At 55.7% G+C, this 23,546-nt stretch carries 26 protein-coding genes; 8 read left to right on the plus strand and 18 right to left on the minus strand.

Going from position 1 to position 23,546, the window contains the following annotated elements:
• The first annotated feature begins 54 nt into the window (after positions 1-54).
• Both nagK and cobB read left to right on the plus strand, forming a co-directional pair.
• Positions 55-966 carry an N-acetylglucosamine kinase gene (gene nagK, locus GNG27_RS09270; RefSeq protein WP_156263476.1) on the plus strand — a complete coding sequence of 304 codons (912 nt, stop codon included), beginning with the start codon at positions 55-57 and terminating at the stop codon, positions 964-966.
• A 15-nt stretch (positions 967-981) separates the two neighbouring features.
• Positions 982-1,803, plus strand: a complete 822-nt coding sequence (gene cobB, locus GNG27_RS09275) for a Sir2 family NAD+-dependent deacetylase (RefSeq protein ID WP_156263477.1) — start codon at positions 982-984, stop codon at positions 1,801-1,803.
• A gap of 93 nt (positions 1,804-1,896) precedes the next feature.
• Here cobB and potD read toward each other — a convergent pair whose 3' ends face one another.
• Genes potD through potA form a run of 4 tightly spaced genes read right to left on the minus strand, consistent with a single transcriptional unit; the run spans position 1,897 to position 5,693 of the window.
• On the minus strand, positions 1,897-2,931 hold the full coding sequence (potD, locus tag GNG27_RS09280; RefSeq protein WP_156263478.1) for a spermidine/putrescine ABC transporter substrate-binding protein PotD: 1,035 nt from the start codon (positions 2,929-2,931) through the stop codon (positions 1,897-1,899).
• A complete protein-coding gene (gene potC, locus GNG27_RS09285; protein WP_156263479.1) occupies positions 2,928-3,719 on the minus strand; it encodes a spermidine/putrescine ABC transporter permease PotC in 792 nt (263 codons plus the stop codon). The genes potD and potC overlap by 4 nt, the downstream gene beginning before the upstream one ends.
• Complete coding sequence (gene potB, locus GNG27_RS09290; protein WP_142489108.1) at positions 3,716-4,573, minus strand: spermidine/putrescine ABC transporter permease PotB; 858 nt, start codon at positions 4,571-4,573, stop codon at positions 3,716-3,718. The genes potC and potB overlap by 4 nt, the downstream gene beginning before the upstream one ends.
• A complete protein-coding gene (gene potA / locus GNG27_RS09295) occupies positions 4,557-5,693 on the minus strand; it encodes a spermidine/putrescine ABC transporter ATP-binding protein PotA (RefSeq protein ID WP_156263480.1) in 1,137 nt (378 codons plus the stop codon). Before potA ends, potB begins: the two co-directional genes overlap by 17 nt.
• Before the next feature lie 249 nt (positions 5,694-5,942).
• Here potA and pepT point away from each other — a divergent pair, with 249 nt between their 5' ends.
• Both pepT and GNG27_RS09305 read left to right on the plus strand, forming a co-directional pair.
• Positions 5,943-7,169: a peptidase T gene (gene pepT / locus GNG27_RS09300; protein WP_197090574.1), complete on the plus strand. Its 1,227-nt coding sequence runs from the start codon at positions 5,943-5,945 to the stop codon at positions 7,167-7,169.
• Between the two features lie 92 nt (positions 7,170-7,261).
• The gene (locus tag GNG27_RS09305) at positions 7,262-7,753 is read left to right on the plus strand and encodes a transposase (RefSeq protein WP_156263482.1); all 492 of its coding nucleotides are present in this window, start codon (positions 7,262-7,264) and stop codon (positions 7,751-7,753) included.
• Positions 7,754-7,846: 93 nt separating this feature from the next.
• Here GNG27_RS09305 and GNG27_RS09310 read toward each other — a convergent pair whose 3' ends face one another.
• From GNG27_RS09310 to rluE, 8 genes are all read right to left on the minus strand, one after another.
• The gene (locus GNG27_RS09310) at positions 7,847-8,968 is read right to left on the minus strand and encodes a cupin domain-containing protein (RefSeq protein WP_156263483.1); all 1,122 of its coding nucleotides are present in this window, start codon (positions 8,966-8,968) and stop codon (positions 7,847-7,849) included.
• Between the two features lie 89 nt (positions 8,969-9,057).
• Entirely contained in the window at positions 9,058-10,521 is a 1,464-nt protein-coding gene (gene phoQ, locus GNG27_RS09315; RefSeq protein ID WP_142489113.1) for a two-component system sensor histidine kinase PhoQ, read from the minus strand.
• On the minus strand, positions 10,522-11,193 hold the full coding sequence (gene phoP / locus GNG27_RS09320) for a two-component system response regulator PhoP (RefSeq protein WP_032617646.1): 672 nt from the start codon (positions 11,191-11,193) through the stop codon (positions 10,522-10,524).
• A gap of 123 nt (positions 11,194-11,316) precedes the next feature.
• Positions 11,317-12,687 carry an adenylosuccinate lyase gene (gene purB / locus GNG27_RS09325; RefSeq protein WP_142489114.1) on the minus strand — a complete coding sequence of 457 codons (1,371 nt, stop codon included), beginning with the start codon at positions 12,685-12,687 and terminating at the stop codon, positions 11,317-11,319.
• A gap of 19 nt (positions 12,688-12,706) precedes the next feature.
• Entirely contained in the window at positions 12,707-13,336 is a 630-nt protein-coding gene (gene hflD / locus GNG27_RS09330; protein ID WP_142489115.1) for a high frequency lysogenization protein HflD, read from the minus strand.
• Positions 13,337-13,363: 27 nt separating this feature from the next.
• The gene (gene mnmA, locus GNG27_RS09335) at positions 13,364-14,473 is read right to left on the minus strand and encodes a tRNA 2-thiouridine(34) synthase MnmA (RefSeq protein WP_142489116.1); all 1,110 of its coding nucleotides are present in this window, start codon (positions 14,471-14,473) and stop codon (positions 13,364-13,366) included.
• Between the two features lie 41 nt (positions 14,474-14,514).
• Positions 14,515-14,988, minus strand: coding sequence for an NUDIX hydrolase (locus GNG27_RS09340; protein ID WP_156263484.1), 474 nt, complete (start codon positions 14,986-14,988; stop codon positions 14,515-14,517).
• Positions 14,981-15,652, minus strand: coding sequence for a 23S rRNA pseudouridine(2457) synthase RluE (gene rluE / locus GNG27_RS09345; RefSeq protein ID WP_156263485.1), 672 nt, complete (start codon positions 15,650-15,652; stop codon positions 14,981-14,983). The genes GNG27_RS09340 and rluE overlap by 8 nt, the downstream gene beginning before the upstream one ends.
• A 117-nt stretch (positions 15,653-15,769) precedes the next feature.
• Here rluE and icd point away from each other — a divergent pair, with 117 nt between their 5' ends.
• A complete protein-coding gene (icd, locus tag GNG27_RS09350; RefSeq protein WP_142489119.1) occupies positions 15,770-17,020 on the plus strand; it encodes an NADP-dependent isocitrate dehydrogenase in 1,251 nt (416 codons plus the stop codon).
• Positions 17,021-17,137: 117 nt separating this feature from the next.
• Here the strand turns inward: icd and GNG27_RS23640 are convergent, their stop codons facing one another.
• From GNG27_RS23640 to GNG27_RS09375, 6 genes are all read right to left on the minus strand, one after another.
• The gene (locus GNG27_RS23640) at positions 17,138-20,218 is read right to left on the minus strand and encodes a 3'-5' exoribonuclease domain-containing protein (protein ID WP_156263486.1); all 3,081 of its coding nucleotides are present in this window, start codon (positions 20,216-20,218) and stop codon (positions 17,138-17,140) included.
• Between the two features lie 137 nt (positions 20,219-20,355).
• Complete coding sequence (locus GNG27_RS09360) at positions 20,356-20,697, minus strand: Rrf2 family transcriptional regulator (RefSeq protein WP_197090575.1); 342 nt, start codon at positions 20,695-20,697, stop codon at positions 20,356-20,358.
• Between the two features lie 3 nt (positions 20,698-20,700).
• Positions 20,701-21,036, minus strand: coding sequence for a hypothetical protein (locus tag GNG27_RS09365; protein ID WP_156263488.1), 336 nt, complete (start codon positions 21,034-21,036; stop codon positions 20,701-20,703).
• Positions 21,037-21,201: 165 nt separating this feature from the next.
• Positions 21,202-21,384, minus strand: a complete 183-nt coding sequence (locus GNG27_RS09370) for a DUF1482 family protein (protein ID WP_156263489.1) — start codon at positions 21,382-21,384, stop codon at positions 21,202-21,204.
• Positions 21,381-21,503: a hypothetical protein gene (locus tag GNG27_RS23810; RefSeq protein WP_255474660.1), complete on the minus strand. Its 123-nt coding sequence runs from the start codon at positions 21,501-21,503 to the stop codon at positions 21,381-21,383. The genes GNG27_RS09370 and GNG27_RS23810 overlap by 4 nt, the downstream gene beginning before the upstream one ends.
• Positions 21,504-21,785: 282 nt before the next feature.
• The gene (locus GNG27_RS09375; RefSeq protein WP_156263490.1) at positions 21,786-22,193 is read right to left on the minus strand and encodes a helix-turn-helix domain-containing protein; all 408 of its coding nucleotides are present in this window, start codon (positions 22,191-22,193) and stop codon (positions 21,786-21,788) included.
• Between the two features lie 102 nt (positions 22,194-22,295).
• Here GNG27_RS09375 and GNG27_RS23865 point away from each other — a divergent pair, with 102 nt between their 5' ends.
• Genes GNG27_RS23865 through GNG27_RS09390 form a run of 3 tightly spaced genes read left to right on the plus strand, consistent with a single transcriptional unit; the run spans position 22,296 to position 23,535 of the window.
• On the plus strand, positions 22,296-22,643 hold the full coding sequence (locus GNG27_RS23865; RefSeq protein ID WP_370462889.1) for a helix-turn-helix domain-containing protein: 348 nt from the start codon (positions 22,296-22,298) through the stop codon (positions 22,641-22,643).
• Entirely contained in the window at positions 22,555-23,100 is a 546-nt protein-coding gene (locus GNG27_RS09385) for a replication protein P (protein WP_370462895.1), read from the plus strand. The genes GNG27_RS23865 and GNG27_RS09385 overlap by 89 nt, the downstream gene beginning before the upstream one ends.
• Before the next feature lie 15 nt (positions 23,101-23,115).
• On the plus strand, positions 23,116-23,535 hold the full coding sequence (locus GNG27_RS09390; RefSeq protein ID WP_156263493.1) for a PerC family transcriptional regulator: 420 nt from the start codon (positions 23,116-23,118) through the stop codon (positions 23,533-23,535).
• Positions 23,536-23,546 lie beyond the last annotated feature (11 nt).

Raw genomic sequence — 23,546 nt, forward strand, 5'->3', positions numbered from 1 at the left:
TTACGTCATGGTTTAGCGGTTTTTTGGCCGCTGAATCAAACAGAGGAATGCACTATGTATTATGGATTTGATATTGGCGGCACCAAAATTGCGCTGGGCGTATTTGATACCAACCTGAAATTGCAGTGGGAAACCCGGGTTCCTACCCCGCGCGAAAGCTACGATGAATTCTTAACCGCCATTGCCGCACTGGTGGCCCAGGCCGATGAGCGCTTCGGCGTGAAGGGTTCGGTGGGCATTGGCATTCCGGGGATGCCGGAAACCGACGACGGCACGCTGTATGCCGCCAACGTCCCTGCCGCCAGCGGTAAGCCGCTGCGCGCCGACCTGTCGCGACTCCTTGAGCGCGACGTGCGCCTCGACAACGACGCCAACTGTTTTGCCCTCTCCGAAGCCTGGGATGACGAGTTCCAGCAGTATCCGCTGGTGATGGGGTTGATCCTCGGCACCGGCGTTGGGGGCGGGATCGTTGTTGACGGCAAACCGATCACCGGACGCAGCTATATCACCGGCGAGTTCGGCCATATTCGCCTGCCGGTGGATGCGCTGCAGGTGGTCGGGCGCGATTTCCCGCTAATCCGCTGCGGCTGCGGCCAGCACGGCTGCATCGAAAACTACCTCTCAGGCGGCGGATTTGCGTGGCTTTATGAACACTTCTATCATCAAAAACGACAGGCGCCAGAAATCATTACGCTGTGGGAGCAGGGTGATGAACAGGCCATTGAGCATGTGGAGCGCTATCTCGATCTGCTTGCCGTGTGTCTGGGCAACATCCTGACCATTGTCGATCCTGACCTGCTGGTGATCGGCGGGGGATTATCGAACTTTACGGCCATCGCCGAGCGGTTATCCGGTCGGTTGCCGCGTCATCTGCTGCCGGTCGCCCGCGTGCCGCGCATTGAGCGCGCACGACATGGCGATGCCGGGGGGATGCGCGGTGCCGCGTTCCTCCATCTCACCCGTTAGTCATTCGAGGTTATTATGCTGTCGCGCCGGTCACATCGACTCACTCGTTTTCGCAAAAACAAACGCCGCTTGCGTGAACGCTTACGCCAGCGAATTTTCTTTCAGGATGGGGCGCTGCCAGAATTGATGGAAAAACCAAGAGTGTTGGTCCTGACCGGGGCGGGGATCTCCGCCGAGTCGGGCATTCGAACCTTCCGCGCCACCGACGGGTTGTGGGAGGAGCATCGCGTAGAGGATGTGGCGACGCCGGAAGGCTTCGCCCGTAATCCGCAGCTGGTGCAGGAATTTTATAATGCCCGCCGTCGACAGCTGCAGTCGCCGGAGATTACTCCTAACGCGGCGCATCTGGCGCTGGCAAAGCTGGAAGAGGCGCTGGGGGATCGTTTTCTGCTGGTCACGCAGAACATCGATAACCTGCACGAGCGTGCGGGCAACCAGAATGTGATCCATATGCACGGCGAACTGCTGAAGGTGCGCTGTTCCGGCAGCGGCCAGGTGTTCAACTGGACCGGCGATGTCACTCTTGATGACAAATGCCACTGCTGCCAGTTCCCGTCCCCGCTGCGTCCGCACGTGGTCTGGTTCGGCGAAATGCCGCTGGGGATGGACGAAATCTACAGCGCGCTGGCGATGGCGGATGTGTTTATCGCTATTGGCACTTCCGGGCATGTCTATCCGGCGGCGGGATTCGTCCACGAGGCGAAGCTGCACGGGGCACACACGGTGGAGCTGAACCTCGAGCCGAGCCAGGTTGGCAGCGAGTTTGAAGAAAAAACCTACGGACTGGCGAGCGAAGTGGTGCCGGAGTTTGTGGATAAACTTTTGAAAGGTTTGTAGAAAAAACGCCGGGCGGCACTGCGTTTGCCCGGCCTACGGTTTACGCCGTTGTAGGCCCGGTAAGCGAAGTGCCACCGGGCGTTGTTGCCGGGCTTAACGTCCCGCTTTCAGCTTCTGGTAATACTCTTCATACAGACGGCTCGCATCGCCGACATCATTCTGCCACTCGCCTTTGCTGACGGTTGCCGTATCCGGGTAAAGCGACTTGTCGTTCGCCACCTCAGGACTCAGCAGCTTGCGGGCAGCCAGGTTTGGTGTCGGGTAACCGATGGTTTCTGCCACCTGTTTTGCCACATCGGGACGCAGCAGGAAGTTAATCAGCTTCAGCGCGCCGTCCACGTTTTTGGCGTTGGCCGGAATAGCGAGGCTGTCCATCCAGAAGATCCCGCCCTCCTCAGGCCACACCACTTCCAGCGGCGTACCGGCCTGACGCGCCACGTACGCCGAACCGTTCCACACCATCCCCACGTTGACTTCCCCCTCCATATACGGGTTAGCCGGGTTATCGGAGTTAAAGGCCGCAACGTTTGGCATCAGTTTTTGCAGCTCGTGATACGCCGCTTCGATCTCTTTCGGGTCGGTGGTGTTGCCGGAGTAGCCCAGCTTACGCAGCGCCACCTGGAACACTTCGCGCGCGTCATCGGTCAGGAGTAAACCGCCTTTGTACTCCGGTTTCCACAGGTCGGCCCAGCGGGTGACCGTTTTAGGATCCATCGCCTCGCTGTTGATCCCAATTGCTGTAGCGCCCCAGATATACGGGATGGAGTAGTCGTTATTGGGATCAAACGGCTTGTTGAGCATCTCCGGATCGAGGTTTGAAAAATTGGTTAGCTTCGATTTGTCGATCTTCTGGATCATGCCCTCTTTACGCATCTTGTCGACGAAATAGGTCGACGGAACCACCAGATCGTAGGCGCCATCTTTATAGGTTTTGAGCTTGGCATACATGGTTTCATTCGACTCGTAGGTGGAATAGATCACCTTGATGCCGGTCTCTTTGGTGAACTGCTCCAGCAGGCCAGGCGGCACATACTCGGTCCAGTTGTAGAAGTAGAGCGTTTTACTGTCGTCCGCGTGGGCAGCGCCCATTCCGAGCACCAGTGCCGCGGCGGCAAGCATTTTTTTCATTTCACTGTCCCCTGAGATTTTGTTTTATCACGAGCAACCAGCTGGCTGGCGATCACCAGAACCAGCGATAACATCAACAGAATGGTCGCCAGCGCGTTCACCTCTGGTGAGACGCCGACTTTCACCATTGAATAGATCTTCAACGGCAGAATTTCATAGCTGGGTCCGGTGACGAACGACGACACCACCACGTCATCCATCGACAGGGTAAAGCTGAGCAGCCATCCCGCAGCCACGGCGGGCATCGCCAGCGGCAGGATAATTTTGCGCAGGATGGTCATTTCGCTGGCACCCAGATCTTTCGCCGCTTCCAGCATTCGTACATCAAAGCCCTTCAGACGGGAGTAAACCGTCACCACCACAAACGGCAGACAGAAGGTGATGTGCGAGAACAGCAGCGACCAGAAGCCCAGTTGTACCCCCAGCAGCATAAACAGCACCAGCAGCGAAATGGCCATCACGATGTCCGGGGACATCATCACCACAAACAGCATCCCGCTAACGAAGGGCTTGCCGCGAAAACGGTAGCGGTAGAGCGCCACCGCGGTCAGGGAGCCAATCAGGGTGGCGAAAGTGGCCGAGAAGATGGCCATCGTCAGCGAGTGCTGCGCCGCCTGTAGCAGGCTGTCGTTGTTCATCAGCAGGCTGTACCACTGGGTGGTAAACCCCAGCCAGTTGATGCCAAAGCGCGAGCTGTTAAACGAATTGACGATCAAAATAATGATCGGAATGTAGAGATACGCGTAAATGGCGGTCATAAAACCGCCGCGAAGCAGTCGACCGATCATCCGAGTTCACCCTTATTATTAAGCAAGCGCGAGGCGCGCCAGTAGACCAGCAGCATCAGGCCCATGACCAGGGTCAGGGTAATACTGGTGGCCGAGCCGAACGGCCAGTCGCGAATATTCAGGAACTGGCTCTTGATGACGTTGCCAATCAGCAGGTTCTTTGCGCCGCCCATCAGGTCGGAGACGTAGAACAGCCCCATCGCCGGGAGCATCACCAGCAGGCAGCCGGCAATGATCCCCGGCATCGTCAGCGGGATGATGATACGGATAAAGGTTTGCAGCTTGCTGGCACCCAGATCTCTTGCCGCTTCCAGCAAGGGTTTATCCAGCTTCTCAATGCTGGAGTAGAGCGGCATGACCATAAACGGCAGCAGAATATAGACCAGCCCGACGATCACCGCGCCGGGGGTAAACATAATGCGGATCGGGGTGTCGATCACCCCCAGCCACAGCAGAAAAGCATTCAGGTAGCCTTTGGTGCTGAGGAAGATCTTCAGGCCATAAATGCGGATCAGGGAGTTAGTCCAGAAGGGCACAATCAGCAGAAACAGCAGCAGCGGACGCACCTTCTGCGGCAGCTTTGCCAGAAACCAGGCGAAGGGATAGCCGAGGACCAGGCAGGCCAGGGTAGCGATCAGCGCCATATTGAGCGAATGGAGCAGCACCTGGAAATAGAGCGGATCGAGCAGGCGCGCGTAGTTATCCAGCGTAAAGACCAGCGAGACGAAATGGGCGTCGTCGCGGGTCAAAAAGCTGGTGGCAATGATCATCAGGTTGGGTAAAAAGACAAATAACACAAGCCAACCGACGATAGTGGCGATCACCACATTCTGGAACTTACTTGTGTTCTTCATCAGCCAGCACAACCTCCCAGCTTTCTACCCAGTTAATAACCATTTTCTGATTGAGCGAGTGGTCGAAATCAGGGTCGTCCTCGTTAAAGAACTCGCTGACCATCACCATCTTGCCGTTTTCCAGTTCGACCACCGACTCGAGGGTCATCCCTTTGTAGTTGCGCTCGCGGATATAGCCGATCAACCCTTCCGCTTCGGTCTCGTCATGGATCTCATCGACGCGCAGATCTTCCGGGCGCAGAAGGACGTTAAGCTGTTGCCCGGGTTCCACGGCAAAGTTGACGAAGATGTTGCAGGCGCGGCCTTCGACATTAGCCAGCACCCGCTGGTCGTCGAGGCGTTCAATAACGGTAGCACTGAAGATATTGATTTCGCCAATAAAGCTGGCGACAAACAGGTTTTTCGGCTCTTCGTAAATCTCACGGGGGGTGCCGTCCTGCTCGATTTTGCCGTCGCGCATCACCACGATGCGATCGGACATGGTCAACGCCTCTTCCTGATCGTGGGTGACAAAGACAAAGGTGATCCCGAGCTTGCGCTGCAGCGCCTTTAACTCGTTCTGCATCTGCTTACGCAGCTTGTAATCCAGCGCGGAAAGCGACTCATCCAGCAGCAGTAGCCGCGGCTTATTGACCACCGCGCGGGCGATGGCGACGCGCTGCTGTTGCCCACCCGACAGCTGGTGCGGCTTGCGCTGGGCGAACGTCTCCAGCTGTACCATGCGCAGGGCATCGGTGACCCGGGGCGTAATTTCACTGGCCGGGGTTTTTTGCATCCGCAGGCCAAAGGCGACGTTTTCGAAAACCGTCATGTGGGGGAACAGGGCGTAGCTTTGAAAGACGGTATTGACGTGGCGGTGTTCAGCAGGAACCTGAGTAATATCCTGATTTTCATGATGAATATGGCCGTGATCGACGTTTTCCAGCCCGGCGATAAGGCGAAGCACTGTCGTTTTACCGCAGCCCGACGGGCCAAGCAGCGTAAGAAATTCGCCGTTGTTGATGGTCAAATCGAGGTCGGAAATGACGGTTTTTCCGTCAAAGCTTTTACGAATTCCGGCCAGTTGCACCAACGGTGACAGTGAAGCTGGTTGTGTATTCAATTTTTGATTCAGTCCCATATCGACGCTGCAGAGACTTATCGCAGCGGGGTTTGCGGTTAGCCACCTTGGTGAAACGTAATGAGGGCGGACATTCTACGGGAATACGCTGTAATCGCCAATCCTTGTTACCCATTGATAAGCTACATTTATTAGCGAAAGCTGCGATAAAACGGAAATATTCTCGTTTACGGGATAAAAGTGACCTGACGCAATATTTGGGTTTTGATGCTTACTGATAATGTTGTCACAAAAAGTGAAGGTGACTGCATGGATAAATTACTTGAGCGTTTTTTACAGTACGTATCGCTGGATACCCAATCTAAACCGGGTGTCCGCCAGGTGCCGAGCACCGAAGGACAATGGAAACTGTTACAGCTGTTAAAGACGCAACTGGAAGAGTTGGGTCTGGTCAACGTCACGTTAAGTGAGAAAGGGACGGTGATGGGGACGCTCCCGGCCAGCGTGAGCGGTGATATTCCGGCCATTGGTTTTATTTCCCATGTTGATACCTCACCGGATTTTAGCGGTAAAAACGTGAATCCGCAGATTGTTGAGAACTATCGCGGCGGCGATATTGCGCTGGGGGTTGGCGACGAAGTGCTCTCCCCGGTGATGTTCCCGGTGTTGCACCAGCTGCTCGGGCAGACGCTGATCACTACCGACGGCAAAACGCTGCTGGGGGCCGATGATAAAGCCGGGGTGGCCGAGATCATGACCGCGCTGGCGGTGCTGAAGCACAACAAGGTGCCGCACGGGGATATCCGTGTCGCCTTCACCCCGGATGAAGAGGTGGGCAAAGGGGCGAAGCATTTCGACGTTGCGGCGTTCGATGCCCGCTGGGCCTATACCGTTGACGGCGGCGGCGTGGGTGAACTTGAGTTCGAGAATTTCAATGCGGCGTCGGTGAATATCCGCATCGTCGGCAATAACGTCCACCCGGGCACGGCGAAAGGGGTGATGGTGAACGCGCTGTCGCTGGCGACCCGCATTCATGCCGAAGTCCCGGCAGATGAGAGCCCGGAGCAAACCGAGGGCTATGAGGGCTTCTACCACCTCACCAGCATCAAAGGGACGGTCGATCGCGCGGATATGCACTACATCATTCGTGATTTTAACCGCGACGGGTTTGAAGCGCGTAAACGTAAGATGATGGATATCGCCAAAAAGGTGGGCAAGGGGCTGCATCCGGATTGCTATATTGAGCTGATCATCGAGGACAGCTATTACAATATGCATGAAAAGGTGATCGAGCATCCGTACATTCTCGAGGTTGCCCAGCAGGCGATGCGCGACTGCGGCGTCGAACCGCAGCTAAAACCGATCCGCGGCGGCACCGACGGCGCGCAGCTCTCCTTTATGGGATTGCCGTGCCCGAATCTGTTTACCGGCGGCTACAACTACCATGGCAAGCACGAGTTCGTGACTCTCGAGGGGATGGAGAAAGCGGTGCAGGTGATTGTGCGGATTGCCGAACTTACCGCGAAGCAGCAGTAATTGCCCGGTGGCGCGATGCTGACCGGGCCTACGCATAGGCCGGGCAAACAACGTGCCGCCCGGCACTTGCACAAATGGGGAGGGAACCTCATATGTCAAACTACCGTCGTCATTATGTGCCAGGTGGAACTTGGTTTTTCACCGTTAACCTGCAAAACCGGCGCAGCGATCTGCTGACCCGCCATATCGATACGCTTCGTGCGGCAACGCAATGCGTTAAACGCACAAAACCCTTTCTGATTAACGCCTGGGTGATCCTGCCGGAACATATGCACTGCATCTGGACGTTGCCTGAAAACGACACCGATTACTCCGGCCGCTGGCGGGATATCAAAAAAACCTTCACCCGAGCGCTGGGTATGTCAGGCATCTGGCAGCCGCGCTTCTGGGAACATACCATTCGGGATGAAAACGACCTCCGGCGGCATACGGATTACATCCATATCAACCCGTTGAAACATGGCTACGTGACGCGCGTTAAAGAGTGGCCGTATTCCACGTTTCATCGTGACGTGCGGGAAGGGATATACCCGGAAGATTGGGCGGGGGAGGTGGGGGATTTTAACGCCGGGGAGCGGCGGTAAAACAACGCCCGGTGGCGCTTCGCTTACCGGGCCTACAAAACCATACCGTAGGCCGGGTAAGGCGCAGCCGCCACCCGGCAAAGTACAACCGACTCAGTCCTCGAAGAACCAGTACCCACTGTTAACCAGCGCCGCCAGCATGGCGAGGAACGACGGATCTTCCAGCGCATCGCCAAACTTGTCGGCCGTCAGCACCGTATGGCTGGCCAGGGATTCCAGCGCCGGACGGTGCGGGGAATCCAGCTGCTCGCCATTAACGTACACCTCTTCGCCAATGCGTAACACGCGCAGGCCACCCAGACGCACCAGCTTGTCACCCTGCTGCAATGCATCGTAAATCTCATCGGGCTGATACGGCGGCTCCGGCAAGGAGACATCAAGCTCATGACGGGACTGGCTGATAAACTCCCCGAACCACTGGTTGAAATGCTGCGGCTGGTTGATCATATCCAGCATCATCCCGCGCAGCTTATCCAGCTCTTCAGGCAGGATATCGGCCGGGTGCTCACGGGCCGGCACGTCCGGGTCGCTGAAGCGATGGCTGCCCAGCTCGCGCTGCAGAACGTAATCGGCAAACCCACTGATCATCTCGCGGCCGCTTGGCGCGCGGAAGCCCACCGAATAGTTCATCGAGTTCTCAAGGGAGTAGCCCTCGTGCGGGAAACCCGGCGGAATATAGAGAATATCGCCCGGCTCCAGCTCCTCGTCGATGATGCCGACAAAAGGATCCACCTGCAGCAGGTCGGGATGCGGGCAGTGCTGCTTCATCGGCACCTTCTCGCCCACGCGCCAGCGGCGGCGGCCGGTACCCTGAATGATAAACACGTCGTACTGGTCCAGATGCGGACCAACGCCGCCTCCCGGCACGGAGAAGGAGATCATCAGATCGTCCATTCGCCAGTCGGGCAGGGCACGGAATGGCTGCATCAGGGCTGCGGCGGGCTGGTGCCAGTGGTTGACCGCCTGCACCAGCAGGGACCAGTTGCTTTCGCCCAGGTGATCGAAGCTTTCAAACGGGCCGTGGCTGACCTGCCATTTCCCCTCGTTGTGGCTGACGAGGCGGCTGTCGACTTCGCTCTCCATGGCCAGGCCGGCAAGCTCATCGGGAGAGATCGGATCGACGAAATTGGTGATGCCGCGTTTCAGAACGACAGGGCGTTTTTGCCAGTAGCGTTCGATAAAGTCGGGCCAGTTAAGGGCTAATTGATAATCCATATTTATATTCCGCAGGCTTTTACTGACTCGGATTATAACGGAAGCTCAGCGGCCTGCGTGCGAGAATCACGCTTTTTTCACCCGGAAGCTTAACTCTCGTCGCTTGTAAGATGCTGACGGGCAAAAATCGCCTCCATGCGCGCGCCACCGAGCAGACTATCGCCGGTGTCGATCCGGCCGTCGTACTGCTCAACAATGTCGCGCGCAACGGAGAGGCCCACCCCCTGACCGGGGCGTAAGGTGTCGGCGCGCTGCCCGCGATCGAAGACCCGATCGCGTTTGCCCTGCGGGATCCCCGGGCCGTCGTCCTCAACGATAATGTGCAGCTCATTTTCACCCTGGCGGGCCGACACTTCGACGAACTCCAGGCAGTATTTACAGGCGTTATCGAGCAGATTGCCCATCACTTCCATAAAGTCGTTCTTTTCACCCACGAAGCTGATTTCAGGCGAGATATCGAGGGTGATGTTCACCCCTTTACGCTGATAAACCTTATTCAGGGCCGAAGTCAGGCTGTCCAGCAGCGGGGCAACGGGGTGCAGCTCCCGGCTCAGCAGTGTGCTGCCGGTTCGCATGCTGGCGCGGTGCAGGTAGTAACCGATCTGCTGGGAAATACGGCTGATCTGCTCCAGCATCACCGGTTCCGCCTCATCGGCGCTCAGCTTTGCGCTGCGTAAGGAGCGCATCGTGCTTTGCATCACCGCCAGCGGGGTTTTCAGACTGTGGGTCAGATCCGTCAGGGTGGTGCGGTATTTGTCGTAACGTTCACGCTCGCTTTTCAGCAACCGGTTCAGGTTACGCACCAGGCTGGTAAGTTCGCGCGTGGTGTTAGGATTGAGCTTTTCCCGGTGATGCTCTTCCAGCTCGCGCACCTCCTTCGCCAGCGACTGAATGGGCCGCAGGCTCCACCAGGCGGCCAGCCACAGAAGGGGGATCACCAGCAGCAGGTTGGCGGCCAGCACGTACACGAACCAGTTCCACACCGTATAAGAGCGTTTCAGCTCTACCGGAATGGTGTCGATGACCACAATCGTCAGTTGCGGCATTTGCATGGTGGCGGGGTAGATATTGACCGCCACCGAGTGGGTCAGCTCGCTGTCGTCGTCGTCTTCGCGGATCTCGGCCAGCTCTTTCTGCATGTTGTGGTCGTTACCCACCAGCACGCTGGTGGCATCCACGTCCGCTTCCAGCTCGTGAAAGCCGTTGGATTTTAACCACTCAGGACGGATGCTTTTAATCAGCCAGGGCACATCACGCTGGGCCCACAGCAGCTTGCCTTTTTCATCATAAATCAGCGACATGGTTGGGCTCTGGCGATCCAGATGCTCCGGCATATCGATGGTAATTTTATTGTCTTGCCAGTTCGCAAGGGTATAGAACAGGTTGCTCTCCCCGCGCAGCAGACGGAAGGTGGTCTTGTCGAAGCTGACGCTGTAGCCCACCAGCGCCACCATCCCGTAGGCCAGCGACAGGACCAGCACCACCACCGCCGTGGCCAGCAGAAAACGAAACCGCAGCGACAGAGGCAGAAAGTGGCGAAAGAGTTTTTTCATTTAGCGTAATTCGAAAAGATAGCCCTGACCGCGCACGGTGGTAATAACATCCTCCGGGTACTGCGCCTGAATTTTCTTGCGCAGGCGCCCCATAAGGACATCGATAGTGTGACTTTCGCGCAGCTCCGCGTCTGGATAGAGCTGGAGCATCAGGGAATCTTTGCTCACCACTTTGCCGCTGTTGCGGATCAGCGTCTCCATGATGGTGTATTCAAAGGCGGTGAGCTTGATCACCTCGTCATGAATAGCGAGTTCGCGGCGGGAGAGATCGACCTGAAACGGCGGAATGGAGATCACCTGCGAGGCCAGGCCGCTGTTGCGGCGCATCAACGCCTGCATGCGGGCGGCAACTTCTTCGATATGGAAGGGTTTGGTGACGTAGTCATCCGCCCCGGCGCTCAGCACTTCAACCTTATCCTGCCAGCCTTCGCGGGCGGTTAAGACCAGTACCGGCAAGGAGACATCGTGGCTGCGCCAGCGACGGATCAGCGACAGGCCATCTTCATCAGGCAGACCCAGGTCAACGATGGCGATATCGGGCAGGTGTTCATTGAGATAGTAGTCAGCTTCTTTTGCATCTTCGGCATCGTCCACCTGATGCCCCATTTCCTGAAGCTGGACCTTCAGGTGATGACGTAGCAACGCATTATCCTCAACAACCAGTACGCGCATCATCGCTTCTCCCTAATATGAATGGTCTGAATAGTTTAAGCTGATTATGTTGCGCCAGGGATAAACATTTCGTAAACCGGAGGGAAGGAACCCTCTTTCCGGGCGGAAAGAGGGCTTAAAGCGTTATTTCAGCTCATCAACCATCGCAATGGCGCGGCCGATATAGTTGGCCGGGGTCATCGCTTTCAGGCGGGTTTTCTCGTCTTCTGGCAGTTCCAGACCGTCGATAAACTGCTTCATGCCTTCGGCGTCCACGCGCTTGCCGCGGGTCAGCTCTTTCAGTTTTTCGTACGGCTTTTCGATGCCGTAGCGGCGCATCACGGTCTGGATCGGCTCCGCCAGCACTTCCCAGTTGTGATCCAGCTCGTCAAGCAGACGCTCGCGGTTCACTTCCAGTTTGCTCACGCCCTTCAGGGTGGACTGATACGCAATCAGCGCGTAGCCAATGCCTACGCCGAGGTTACGCAGCACGGTGGAGTCGGTCAGGTCGCGCTGCCAGCGGGATACCGGCAGTTTGCTGGCCATATGCTGCAGCATGGCGTTCGCCAGACCCAGGTTGCCTTCGGAGTTTTCGAAGTCGATCGGGTTCACCTTGTGCGGCATGGTGGACGAGCCGATTTCACCGGCGATGGTCTTCTGCTTGAAGTGGTTCAGGGCGATGTAGCCCCACACATCACGGTCGAAGTCGATCAGGATGGTGTTGAAGCGCGCGATGCAGTCAAACAGCTCGGCGATGTAATCGTGCGGTTCGATCTGGGTGGTGTACGGGTTCCACTGAATGCCCAGAGAGGTGACAAACTCTTCGCTGAACTGGTGCCAGTCCACTTCCGGGTAAGCGGCGATGTGGGCGTTGTAGTTACCGACGGCACCGTTGATTTTGCCGAGGATCTCCACCTGCTCCAGCTGACGGTACTGACGCTCCATACGGTAGGCGACGTTAGCCATCTCTTTACCGATGGTGGACGGGGTCGCTGGCTGACCGTGGGTACGGGAGAGCAGCGGGATATCGCGATACTCTACCGCCAGGGCTTTCACCGCGTCGATGATTTTGCGCCAGTACGGCAGCACCACTTCCTCACGCGCGGTAGAGAGCATCAGAGCGTGGGAGAGGTTGTTAATATCTTCTGACGTGCAGGCGAAGTGAATGAATTCAGATACCGCGTGCAGCGCAGGAACGCTTGCCACTTTCTCTTTCAGGAAATACTCAACCGCTTTCACGTCGTGGTTGGTGGTGCGCTCGATAGTTTTAATGCGCGCGGCGTCTTCTTCGTTGAACTGCGCGACGATTGCATCAAGGTAATCGTTTGCCTGGCTGTCAAAAGCAGGAACTTCCGCGATCGCTGCCTGTGCGGCCAGCTTTTGCAGCCAGCGTACTTCAACCTGGACACGGAATTTCAGCAGACCATATTCGCTGAAGATCCCGCGCAGCGCGCTGACTTTATCGCCGTAGCGTCCATCGACAGGGGAAACGGCGGTCAGTGAGGATAATTCCATAATTCGCAACTCCGGGAGGTTAACAATGAGCAAGAATTTGTTTTGCCTGAGTGGTCAGGCGATTACGATAAAACATTAACTGCAGGCGGCCACCGCCGACCTGATGCCACAGCACCGCGGCACGAATACCGGCCAGCAGCGAGGCGCGCACTTTGGCCTGTACCTGCGGGCTTTGCAGGACGGCAGGGGAGCCGGTGACCTGGATCCGCGGCCCCAGCGGACTGATGACATCCACATAAATGCCGGCCATGGCGCTGAGTAAGGTCTCTGACTGTAAATCGAAATGATCAAGCTGACGCTGCAGGCCCGAAATGCGATCGCCCAGGGTACCCATGGCTCCTTTGGCGGCGTTCAGCTTGCGCTCCAGCACCATCATGCTGAGGGTATAGCGCGTCAGTTCCGCATTCAGCCCCTGACGGCTGCTGGCATTTAACACACCAAGTAGGGTTTCCAGACCGAGGCGAAGATTCGCTTCGCTACCACCGAAGACGCCGAGCGTTGAACTGGGGTTCAGATCCACGACGCTGTTGAGCGAAACGTGCAGCGCGTCAGCGTCACAATGACCCTGATGTGCCAGCTGTTGCACCAGACGGGCAGACTGGCAAATTCCCGCCAGCGCCAGGGTGATGTCATAAAAGTTCTTCGCCACACTGGCTCCTTTCTGTGTGTAATCGCATTAAACCGCAGTCAGCGGCAGGCGTTGTTCGATAATACCGCCGCCGAGGCAGATCTCACCGCTGTAAAAAACAGCGGACTGGCCCGGGGTCACGGCGGAGACCGGCTCGTCAAAACGCACTTCGATGCGTTCGTCGTCCAGCGCGGTAATGGTGCAGGGGATATCGGTCTGACGATAACGGGTTTTCACCGTGCAGCGCAGCGTGCCTTTCAGCGGCTCGCGGGCGACCCAGTGTAGCTGCTGGGCAATCAGGCCGACGGACATCAGACGCGGATGGTCATGGCCCTGGGCCACAATCAGGATATTGTTTTCAACGTCTTTATCGACGACATACCACGGATCTTCGCTACCCTCTTTGGTACCGCCGATCCCCAGCCCTTTACGCTGGCCTAAGGTGTGGTACATCAGCCCCTGGTGCTCGCCAATCACGTCGCCGTCAACGGTGACGATTTTGCCCGGCTGGGCAGGCAGATAGCGACCAAGGAATTCACGGAATTTGCGCTCACCGATAAAGCAGATGCCGGTAGAGTCTTTTTTCTTCGCGGTGATCAGATCCAGCTCTTCAGCGATTTTACGCACTTCCGGTTTTTCCAGCTCGCCCACCGGGAACAGGCTCTGGGCAATCTGTTCGTGGCCGAGGGTATAAAGGAAGTAGCTCTGATCTTTGTTGCCGTCGAGACCGCGCAGCAGCTGGCTTTTGCCGTCAACGTCGGCGCGGCGCACGTAGTGACCGGTCGCGATATAGTCAGCACCCAGATCTTCAGCGGCGAATTCGAGGAAGGCTTTAAATTTGATCTCTTTGTTGCACAGAATATCCGGGTTCGGCGTGCGGCCGGCTTTGTATTCTTCCAGGAAATGCTCGAACACGTTATCCCAGTACTCTGCGGCAAAATTGACGGTATGCAGTTCAATGCCGAGCTTGTCGCAAACCGCCTGCGCATCAGCCAGATCCGCAGCAGCGGTACAGTATTCCTCGCCATCGTCCTCTTCCCAGTTCTTCATGAACAGGCCTTCAACCTTATAGCCCTGTTGCAGCAACAGCCAGGCAGAGACGGAAGAATCGACGCCGCCGGACATGCCGACGATCACTTTTTTTTGGCTTTCAGACATTGGAATACTCACGACATTGAACTTCAAGGGGGCGTATTCTATCACGCGCCCCCGGCATTGACACCCTCTGTAAACGGCCAGTTAAATTCGCCGATCGTCTCCAGCGGCAGACGATTGCCGGTCAGGTAGCTGCGAATGCTCTCCGCAACCAGCGGCGAGCGCAGATTGGTGGCGGTCAGAATGGTGTCGGCATCCACCCACAGACAGCGATCGATATCGCTGTCGTGCGGCTCAGTGGCGCACGTTTCGCTAAGCTCAATGGCAAACAGGAAACGCAAGAACGGCGTTTTGTCCGGGGCAATCCACTGATGTAAACGGATGAAGTGCTGCGGCTCGGCATGGATGCCGGTCTCTTCCCACAGCTCGCGCTTTGCGGCCTGAACCAGCGTCTCGTCGGCTTCGAGATGGCCAGCCGGCTGGTTCCATAACGCTTTGCCGTTGATGGTCTCTTCCACCACTAAAAATTTGCCCTGGGCGTGGACAATGGTGGCGACCGTAACGTGCGGCTTAAACATGAGGTTCTCCTTGATCGGTAACGTCCCGCCACTCACCGTTGGCGAGAGAATCCAGCGTGTAACTGCCCATCGCGTAGCGAATCAGACGTAATGTCGGATGCCCGACATGCGCCGTCATGCGACGCACCTGGCGGTTGCGGCCTTCATAAAGGGTAACTTTGATCCACGACACGGGAATCGACTTTCGCTCGCGGATCGGCGGATTGCGCGGCCAGAGCCACTCAGGCTCGCTGACCAGCTCAATGCCCGCGGGCAGGGTCGGGCCGTCGTTCAGCGTGACGCCGTGACGCAAGGCCGCCAGCGCCTCGTCGTTCGGGACGCCCTCAACCTGCACGTAGTAGATTTTACCGGTGCGTTTTCCCGGCTGCGTGAGTTTTGCCTGCAACTCGCCGTCGTTGGTGAGCACCATCAGCCCTTCGCTGTCGCGATCGAGCCGGCCAGCAGCATAGACCCCCTGAACGGGGATAAAATCTTTCAAGGTGCTGCGCCCGGCTTCGTCGGTGAACTGCGGCAGGACATCGTAAGGTTTATTGAACAAAATGACGCGTGTTGGCGCACGTTGCTTGCGCGGCTTGGTCGCTTGTCGCGTGCTGAATCGTTCAACCCGGTGATTTCTAAAAGAAGTTTTCTGCATGGTATTTTCAGACGTTATCAATTGCCGCATTATAGCCTAATAACGAATGCCTTTCATGGCGCCAGACATTCAGGTACTATCGATGGGCTCATTACAAATTATTAACATAAGATCAGTAACAACCAGAAGCGCTCGAAGGAGAGGTTAATGGAAAGCAAAGTAGTTGTTCCGGCGGAAGGTAAAAAGATCACCCTGCAAGACGGTAAGCTGAACGTCCCACACAATCCGATTATCCCGTTCATCGAAGGTGACGGTATCGGTGTTGACGTAACCCCAGCGATGCTGAAAGTGGTGGATGCCGCTGTTGAGAAAGCCTATAAAGGCGAGCGTAAAATTTCCTGGATGGAAATTTACACCGGTGAAAAATCTACCCACGTTTATGGCCAGGACGTCTGGCTGCCAGCGGAGACGCTGGATCTGATCCGTGACTACCGCGTTGCCATCAAAGGCCCGCTGACCACCCCAGTCGGTGGCGGTATTCGCTCCCTGAACGTTGCTCTGCGTCAGGAACTTGACCTCTACGTCTGCCTGCGCCCGGTACGTTACTACCAGGGCACCCCAAGCCCGGTTAAACACCCTGAACTGACCGACATGGTTATCTTCCGTGAGAACTCCGAAGATATCTACGCGGGTATTGAGTGGAAAGCCGACTCTGCTGACGCACAGAAAGTAATCAAGTTCCTGCGCGAAGAGATGGGCGTGAAGAAAATTCGCTTCCCGGAACATTGCGGTATCGGTATCAAGCCGTGCTCCGAAGAAGGCACCAAGCGCCTGGTCCGTGCAGCGATTGAGTACGCGATCACCAACGACCGTGACTCTGTGACCATCGTTCACAAAGGCAACATCATGAAGTTCACCGAAGGTTCTTTCAAAGACTGGGGCTACCAGTTGGCGACGGAAGAGTTTGGTGGTGAGCTGATCGATGGCGGCCCATGGCAGAAAATCAAGAACCCGAACACCGGCAAAGAGATCATCATTAAAGATGTGATCGCCGATGCGTTCCTGCAGCAGATCCTGCTGCGTCCGGCTGAATACGACGTGATCGCCTGTATGAACCTGAACGGTGACTACATCTCCGACGCCCTGGCGGCGCAGGTTGGCGGTATCGGTATCGCACCAGGCGCGAACATCGGTGACGAGTGCGCGCTGTTCGAAGCGACTCACGGTACAGCACCGAAGTATGCAGGCCAGGACAAAGTGAACCCAGGCTCTATCATCCTGTCCGCAGAGATGATGCTGCGTCATATGGAATGGTTCGAAGCCGCAGACCTGATCGTTAAAGGTATGGAAGGCGCGATTAACGCCAAAACCGTAACCTACGATTTCGAACGTCTGATGGAAGGCGCTAAGCTGCTGAAATGTTCAGAGTTTGGTGACGCGATCATCGAAAACATGTAATCCGGTTTTCGGGTTGTATGAGAACGGGAGCCAGTTGGTTCCCGTTTTTTATTATTAGCTTTCGAACGGTTATCAAAAGTTTATCAAAACAAGTTATCAAAACCCCACCCCAAAAACCTAAATTGCGATTGTCGTCCAATCCTTCCCGCGGTCGTCGTTGTAGCGATCGGTCTGCTGCTGAGACTTGTGGCCGAGCAACTTTTTAGTGTCAATTCCCTGTTCCTTATAAAGACGTTCCGATAGCGATCGCTGTTCATGGAATGTCGCCGGCGTTCCTTCCCTCCAGTCGATCCCTGCCTTATCCCGGGCCTTACTAAAATTCATTGTGAGCGTGTTCGCTTTAACCTGGGCACCACGCTCTGCTTGCGATGTGGCCCTGAAAAAATGGACTAGGTAGTTCCAGTGCGGGATCGGGAATGGTGTGTCGGCCAGCTCGAATGCCGCTTCCAGAAGAGAACAATCAAACGAACTACCATTCCCCCAGAGCTGAACATTCTTCGAACCGTTAGCCGCGTTTTCAGCGATGAAGTCGAGGAATTGCTCCAGCGCTTCCACCAGACCGACCGTATCATCCACCACGATTGCAGATCGGGCTTCCGGCGATTGTTTCAGCCACCAGAGGATGGTGCTGGCATCCGGCCTGGCCCCGAATGACATCGACGATTCCAGGCTAATCACCTGATAGTATTCAGCACCGGTTCTCCCGCTGGCCGGGTCAAAGAATACAGCCCCCACTGAAACGATCGGCGCACCCGGTTTATTGCCCATGGTTTCGAGATCCACCATCAGATGCGTGAACATGGTTTCCGAGCTGGAGGTATCAGTCCCCAGCGCCTCCAGTTCCTCTTTCAGACCCGCTTCCATTACTGCATAGGTTGCATCGCCAACCGCGGCGCCACAGTCAGGGCAACCGCCGCCACCTTCGGTACCACAGCCAGTGCAGATGGTTCCCGCTACGGCATCTGTTTGCGCAGCAGCTGCATCAGCGCCTTCGCTTGGTGAAACCGCATCACTATTTTCTCCTTCCGCCGGGTCAATCTTTTCCATCTGCACATTGCTGGTGGTCTCCTCATTAATCGGTGAACGGTCATCTTTTTCTGGTTGATTTTCGTTCATCAGGCCCTCAATGGAGAAGACTCCGCCGCCGAGGTTCGCAACCTGAGGCTGGCTGGCTAACTCTGCCTTTTCCGCTTCGATTTGCTCGTTAACTTCACTTTCCCAGCTCACTTCAGGGGTGTGGCGTGCCGCCGCCAGCATTTCCGCTGTAGGATTCTCGTGGTCGGTTTCGGTCAGGTTCGCGTTGATGTATCCGGCAAGACGCCCAGGCTGTTTGTAGTGCTCAGGGTGAGCACTTCGAATAAGCGCGAAGATGGCTGCGCGTGAATAGTCCAGTACGCCAGGCGTTGCTCGCAATGCTTTAGACCATTCTTTGAATGGACTCTCTTGGGCTGCAACGATCTCTTTTGAGCGACGATGTACTTCACTTGGAATATCGTAAATATTAAAACCCACAGGCTGGATAGCTAACGCGATTTCACGGTCAAGGGTATCAAAATCGTGTGTATAACCCGGGTGGCGATCGGTTTTTCCGCCGCCGCCCGGCTGTGCTGCCGGTACCTCAGTTTCAGCAGCTGGCGCAGGCAGTGGTAGCAATTCGGTTGCAGCATTGAAATCAGCCGTCATCGTATGGTTCACGAATTCCAGATGAGCAACCGGCGTCAGATGAATATTCTCCGGCGCGATACGCACCAGGTTGAAGATGGCCGCGCGGTTAACTGCCAGAACGCCAGGCTGGTTGCGCAGGATTTTGCTCCAGCACTTCCAGTCTTCTTCTTTATTCGACACTATCTCTTTCGCACGACGGAGAATGCCGCCCGGGATTTCCCGATGGTTGAAGTCCATCGGCAGCAGGGCGCAGGCAATCTCCAGATCGAGGGTGTCCAGGGTATGGTGCGCGTCAGCGCCGCGATCAGTAACGTACCCGCCATCGGCATTGGTCCCGGCGTCAGTGCGCTGTACGTTGCTGATGCGGTTGCCGGCGGCCCATTCGCGCGTCAGGATCCCGCGGTCGATGTGCTCAGTGCTGAACCACGCTTTGAAGAACTGGATGACGACAGACAGCTCTGTGCGTTTTCCATCAACTGGGAAGATATTTTTCAGTGCATTGACCACTTTCCAGATGTCGGGCTCATGAGCTTTCTTGAAGCCATCAACATTTTCGGCGGCCAGAATCATGTTCTGCACGTAGCTGTTGTCCACATCCAGTTCGAGCTCGAGAATGGCTTTCTTCTGCTCTTCGTCGACGTGGTAGAAATACTTCTTGTCGGCGATGTACTGCGCCAGAAGACGCTGACGGAAAGGCAGGGTGGCAACGGTCGTTAATGCCGGGAGTTCACGTTCGCGGAACTCTCTCACTGCATCACAGACATTCTCGGAGGTGGTACCACCTTCGTCCTCCGCAGTAGCCGGGAGCTTTCCACTCTTCCAGTCATCAACCAGCTGATTGCGATCGCCAGCTTCGGCTTCAATCCAGCTCGACATGAAGGCGGCCAGCTGCGCGGGTTCGTGCTCTTTGTCCTGCGGGAAAACGTCTTTGACGGCCTGCACCAGTTTCCACTCAGCATGCAGACTGAGGTCGCCAATATCAGCAACGTCATTTTTGGCCTGCAGCAGGTTCTGGAAGTAAGCATGACCCTCATCGATCGCCAGTTCGTTGGCAACGATTTGCTGCTCCTGGCTGATCTCAGAAAGGTATTTGTCACCCAGCAGATGGACGGCGAAGCGGACAGCTGGGGTCCGATTTTCCAGCAGGGAAGTTTTGCCAGCATTCACGGTATCAGTGGAAGTTTCCGTCGTAGCGGGGAGAGCCGCATCGCTGGTGGTCGCCGGGGTAGAGGCGGTCTCATCCTGTGGGGCAGTGCTGGGGATCACGTTCCAGGTGCGCTGGTCGTCGGCCAGAGCGTAGCGCTTACAGAACTCAAAGCAGACGGAACCTTCCTCTGGCAGATCGTTAATAACTGGCATGTCGGTGCGGATAGGTTTGGAGTAGTCCTTACCGCGGCCAGTTTCGATGCCAGCATCTTCCAGCGCAACATCGAGCGTCAGGGCGGCGCGCGCTTCGCTTTTCGCAGTGAACCAAATCACTGCATCTTGCTTACCTGATTTCTGGGTTGCCTTAATCTGATAAAAAAATTCCATGGTGGAGCCTCTTTTGGGTGTAAGATACCCAACAGCTAATGAGCGCTGCTTAGGTAGTGGTCATTGGTCAAAACTCGATTCCGGAAAGCTTTGGTCGGCTGACCGGGTACTTAACCCGCCTTGCGCGGGTTTTGTGCTTATTGGGCGCTGGGCTTGTTCGCCAGCTGAGAGATAAGCACTCCGTCAAGTGCAACAAGAACCGGGTCGAACGTGGTATTCGATGGGATCTTGCTCACTGCGCGGATAACTGCTAAAACTGAGATATCACCTTCGCGCAGACTATATCCGCCGCCCGGCCCTCTGTGTGAGGTAACCAGTTTGCCGCTGCGCAGCCGCTTAAAAATTTGCTCCAGGTAGGAAACCGAGAGCTTCGATTCTTTGCTCAGGGTGGCGAGGGGCACTGGCTTGCCGCAGTAGATTCTTTCCAGAACAGCAACGGCCTGGACGGATGCCATCACTCGTTTCATTCCAAACTCCATGATCTATCCCTTCACCGGATCCCGGCCGTAGCCAGGGTTATCTTCAATGGCATCCTGCAGCACTTGGATCGCCTCACCATATGGGAGGGTCAGCGCCAGCTTGATCGCCGTTCCAAGCTCCTCCGCTGCCAACTCAAACTTTCTCGCCAGGCGGTTCGCTTCCTCGGTTTGCTCCTCGATAGCCTCCATTTCAAACTGGTGCTCCTGCCACACCTCATCCATAACGTCTTCTTCAACTTCACCGCGTAGCGCTTCTTTAACTTCAAGAACAGGCAGAACGCCAATTAACTTCTCGGCTGGTGCGGTGCTGAATCGCAATGCCAGTTCGTTCGCTGACATAAATCCTCCGGAAAAAAGGCCCGCCACGGGCGACGGGCAAAGAGAACTTTTCCAATTTAACCAGAACAGGTCTTCGTCTCCTGTTTGGTATTGATGGCGGGATTACCATCACGATGCCATGTGCACCTGGCATCAGGCTGGCAACAGCCATTGGTCGAAACTCGATTAAAAATGTAACGCTGGCTGTTGGTCGTCAGCCGATTTGTACGGGTAACACTGTCCTTTTACGTGCTGCTCTGCAGCAGCTGCTTCACAAACCGTCTCGGTCTTATAAACCCCGAGCATGATGTCTGAGCATTCCCCGGTGAGGGCGCAGACGGTAACGATTAAGGCGAAAAGCGAGTTCATGCGTTGAGCTCTGGATTACCTTTCTGCGCCATGAAGTAGCAGAACTTGCGGATCAGGACTTCAACGATGTTAAGGCGAATAGCCTGCTGTTTAACGGGGTTACGTGCGTAGTCGATCATGGTTATCTCCTTGTTGCCCTTTACGTCTGGCCGACGGAACGGTAAAGCCTGCTGCGCGATAGTTTTTGTCATCTCATCCGGTGTTTCATATGCCGCCGGCAGCTACTACGTGGGCGTCCTGCCTGGATGACTTACTTGCTGCTTGGTGTGCTCGAAGTTTCACATGGCGTGAATATCTCGTCAATACAAAAAGTGAATTTTATTTTTCACATAACGTGAGGATTTGGGTGTAAGGACGAAAAAAAACCAGCCGGATGGCTGGTTATGGATGGTATGAGTTAGTTAGCTATTTGTATCAGACTGGTCATCCATCGGCTTGAATCGTCCGCGAAGGTACTTCTCAACGTATTCATCAATTTCTTTTAACCTGACCTGGAAGATATCAATCATTTTATCTTGCTCAGTTTCAGGTAATTGTTTAAACAAATTGAGCATTATTCTTTGTTTTTCTGAAAGCCATTTATCTTCATCACCGCGCTCACCGAATAGCAGTTCGCCAGGAGAAGTGCCTAATATTCTGGCTAAAACCATTGCATCGTCAGCGCCAACGTTTCTCAACCCGGATTCGTAATTGGCGAGACGAGACGCAGCTGACCAACCGCATAACTTTGCAGCTTGGGCCTGGCTCAATCCCTTTTGAATGCGCAGCGTTCTAATACGCTCGCCGATCTGTTCTGCAATTGTCTTCATGATTCGATTTTATCACGCATAGTGAATCTTTATCGATTCACGATTATGTTGACATGCAATTCACGATATGTGAATAATGTTCACATCTTACAGGAGAGTCTGATGAACCTAATTTCTCACTATCGCAAAAAAGCAAACATTTCCCAGCTGGCGCTTGCACAACAGATTGGTTGGAACCAACCACGTTTGGCGAACTACGAATCGAATCTGAGAACGCCAACCGGAGGTAAGGACAATGCAGGAGTTCGGGGAGAGCCTACAGCAGCTAGGGCTGTTCAGCAGATTCAGTCAGCCCATGCAGAGTGGAGACGTCGCAATGGACTTGATGGCAACGGAAACGGCGTGGCGCCTGTGGCAGGTCATGGGGGAAATATTCTCGAACCGTTGGACGCAGAAGAATGGGGCCGAGCCGTCGGCGCTCTGGATTGCTCAGATCGGTTCGATGACTGAGGCGCAGATCAAACTTGTTTGCCAGCAGTGCATGGAGCGCTGCGCGGTTGGAAACACATGGCCGCCGGATCTTGCTGAGTTTGTATCGCTCGTTTCAGAGAGCGGCGCTAACCACTTCGGCCTGACGTCCGAATGTGTCATGTCGGAGTACCGTCGCTGGCGCAACGAATCGTATCGATACTCAGGCAGCGATAAATATCCGTGGTCGCAACCAGTCCTGTATCACATCTGCGTTGAGATGCGCAGAACGGGTGTGGAGCGCCAGATGACAGAGGGGGAACTGAAGAAACTGGCAGAGAAGTTGTTAACCAAGTGGAGCAAGCACGTCAGTAACGGCCTTTCGGTACCGCCGATTCGCCGCCAGCTGGCAGCACCGCAGCACCCGGCAGGGCCAACTCCGGCGCAGCTGCTGATGGATGAGTACAAACGCCGCAAAGCGGCAGGTTTAACCAACTAAATCGAGTGATGACCAATGACCAAACCACTAACCCTGAAAGACCAGGTGGCGATCTTTGTTCGCTACCAGCCGAACTGCGACATCAAGGATGTTGCTGAAGCGCTGGATATGGCCAGCACCACTGCCTGCAAACATCTTCGCGCGCTGACGGAAGAGGGCGTCATTATCCGCAACCACAACGGTACGCAGTACAGCTACACCGCGGATCCTCGCGCCGATATTCCTGATGAAGTGCTGCCGTGCATGGAGCAAAAAAGCGATCCGGTGAAAATTCTTGCCGCTGAAACGAAGGCCAAAGAGCTGGAGAGCAAAGGGCTCTGGCGCCGGGCTGCAACGGTTTATACCGACATGATGGCGATCGCCTGCAGTTCGCTCGAGGTGGCCCGCTTCGCACAGTGCCGTGAAAAGTGCCTGCGCCAGGCCAGGAGGGCGTGAAGATGGCCAGC

This window comes from Leclercia sp. 119287 (genome assembly GCF_009734485.1).
In the GTDB taxonomy this organism is placed as follows: domain Bacteria; phylum Pseudomonadota; class Gammaproteobacteria; order Enterobacterales; family Enterobacteriaceae; genus Enterobacter; species Enterobacter adecarboxylatus_C.

Excerpts from the sequence above, each read along its gene's own strand:
- nagK (WP_156263476.1), top strand. The coding sequence starts at position 55 with ATGTATTATGGATTTGATATTGGCGGCACCAAAATTGCGCTGGGCGTA.
- cobB (WP_156263477.1), top strand. The coding sequence starts at position 982 with ATGCTGTCGCGCCGGTCACATCGACTCACTCGTTTTCGCAAAAACAAA.
- potD (WP_156263478.1), bottom strand. The coding sequence starts at position 2,931 with ATGAAAAAAATGCTTGCCGCCGCGGCACTGGTGCTCGGAATGGGCGCT.
- potC (WP_156263479.1), bottom strand. The coding sequence starts at position 3,719 with ATGATCGGTCGACTGCTTCGCGGCGGTTTTATGACCGCCATTTACGCG.
- potB (WP_142489108.1), bottom strand. The coding sequence starts at position 4,573 with ATGAAGAACACAAGTAAGTTCCAGAATGTGGTGATCGCCACTATCGTC.
- potA (WP_156263480.1), bottom strand. The coding sequence starts at position 5,693 with ATGGGACTGAATCAAAAATTGAATACACAACCAGCTTCACTGTCACCG.
- pepT (WP_197090574.1), top strand. The coding sequence starts at position 5,943 with ATGGATAAATTACTTGAGCGTTTTTTACAGTACGTATCGCTGGATACC.
- GNG27_RS09305 (WP_156263482.1), top strand. The coding sequence starts at position 7,262 with ATGTCAAACTACCGTCGTCATTATGTGCCAGGTGGAACTTGGTTTTTC.
- GNG27_RS09310 (WP_156263483.1), bottom strand. The coding sequence starts at position 8,968 with ATGGATTATCAATTAGCCCTTAACTGGCCCGACTTTATCGAACGCTAC.
- phoQ (WP_142489113.1), bottom strand. The coding sequence starts at position 10,521 with ATGAAAAAACTCTTTCGCCACTTTCTGCCTCTGTCGCTGCGGTTTCGT.
- phoP (WP_032617646.1), bottom strand. The coding sequence starts at position 11,193 with ATGCGCGTACTGGTTGTTGAGGATAATGCGTTGCTACGTCATCACCTG.
- purB (WP_142489114.1), bottom strand. The coding sequence starts at position 12,687 with ATGGAATTATCCTCACTGACCGCCGTTTCCCCTGTCGATGGACGCTAC.
- mnmA (WP_142489116.1), bottom strand. The coding sequence starts at position 14,473 with ATGTCTGAAAGCCAAAAAAAAGTGATCGTCGGCATGTCCGGCGGCGTC.
- GNG27_RS09340 (WP_156263484.1), bottom strand. The coding sequence starts at position 14,988 with ATGTTTAAGCCGCACGTTACGGTCGCCACCATTGTCCACGCCCAGGGC.
- rluE (WP_156263485.1), bottom strand. The coding sequence starts at position 15,652 with ATGCGGCAATTGATAACGTCTGAAAATACCATGCAGAAAACTTCTTTT.
- icd (WP_142489119.1), top strand. The coding sequence starts at position 15,770 with ATGGAAAGCAAAGTAGTTGTTCCGGCGGAAGGTAAAAAGATCACCCTG.
- GNG27_RS23640 (WP_156263486.1), bottom strand. The coding sequence starts at position 20,218 with ATGGAATTTTTTTATCAGATTAAGGCAACCCAGAAATCAGGTAAGCAA.
- GNG27_RS09360 (WP_197090575.1), bottom strand. The coding sequence starts at position 20,697 with ATGGAGTTTGGAATGAAACGAGTGATGGCATCCGTCCAGGCCGTTGCT.
- GNG27_RS09365 (WP_156263488.1), bottom strand. The coding sequence starts at position 21,036 with ATGTCAGCGAACGAACTGGCATTGCGATTCAGCACCGCACCAGCCGAG.
- GNG27_RS09370 (WP_156263489.1), bottom strand. The coding sequence starts at position 21,384 with ATGAACTCGCTTTTCGCCTTAATCGTTACCGTCTGCGCCCTCACCGGG.
- GNG27_RS23810 (WP_255474660.1), bottom strand. The coding sequence starts at position 21,503 with ATGATCGACTACGCACGTAACCCCGTTAAACAGCAGGCTATTCGCCTT.
- GNG27_RS09375 (WP_156263490.1), bottom strand. The coding sequence starts at position 22,193 with ATGAAGACAATTGCAGAACAGATCGGCGAGCGTATTAGAACGCTGCGC.
- GNG27_RS23865 (WP_370462889.1), top strand. The coding sequence starts at position 22,296 with ATGAACCTAATTTCTCACTATCGCAAAAAAGCAAACATTTCCCAGCTG.
- GNG27_RS09385 (WP_370462895.1), top strand. The coding sequence starts at position 22,555 with ATGGGGGAAATATTCTCGAACCGTTGGACGCAGAAGAATGGGGCCGAG.
- GNG27_RS09390 (WP_156263493.1), top strand. The coding sequence starts at position 23,116 with ATGACCAAACCACTAACCCTGAAAGACCAGGTGGCGATCTTTGTTCGC.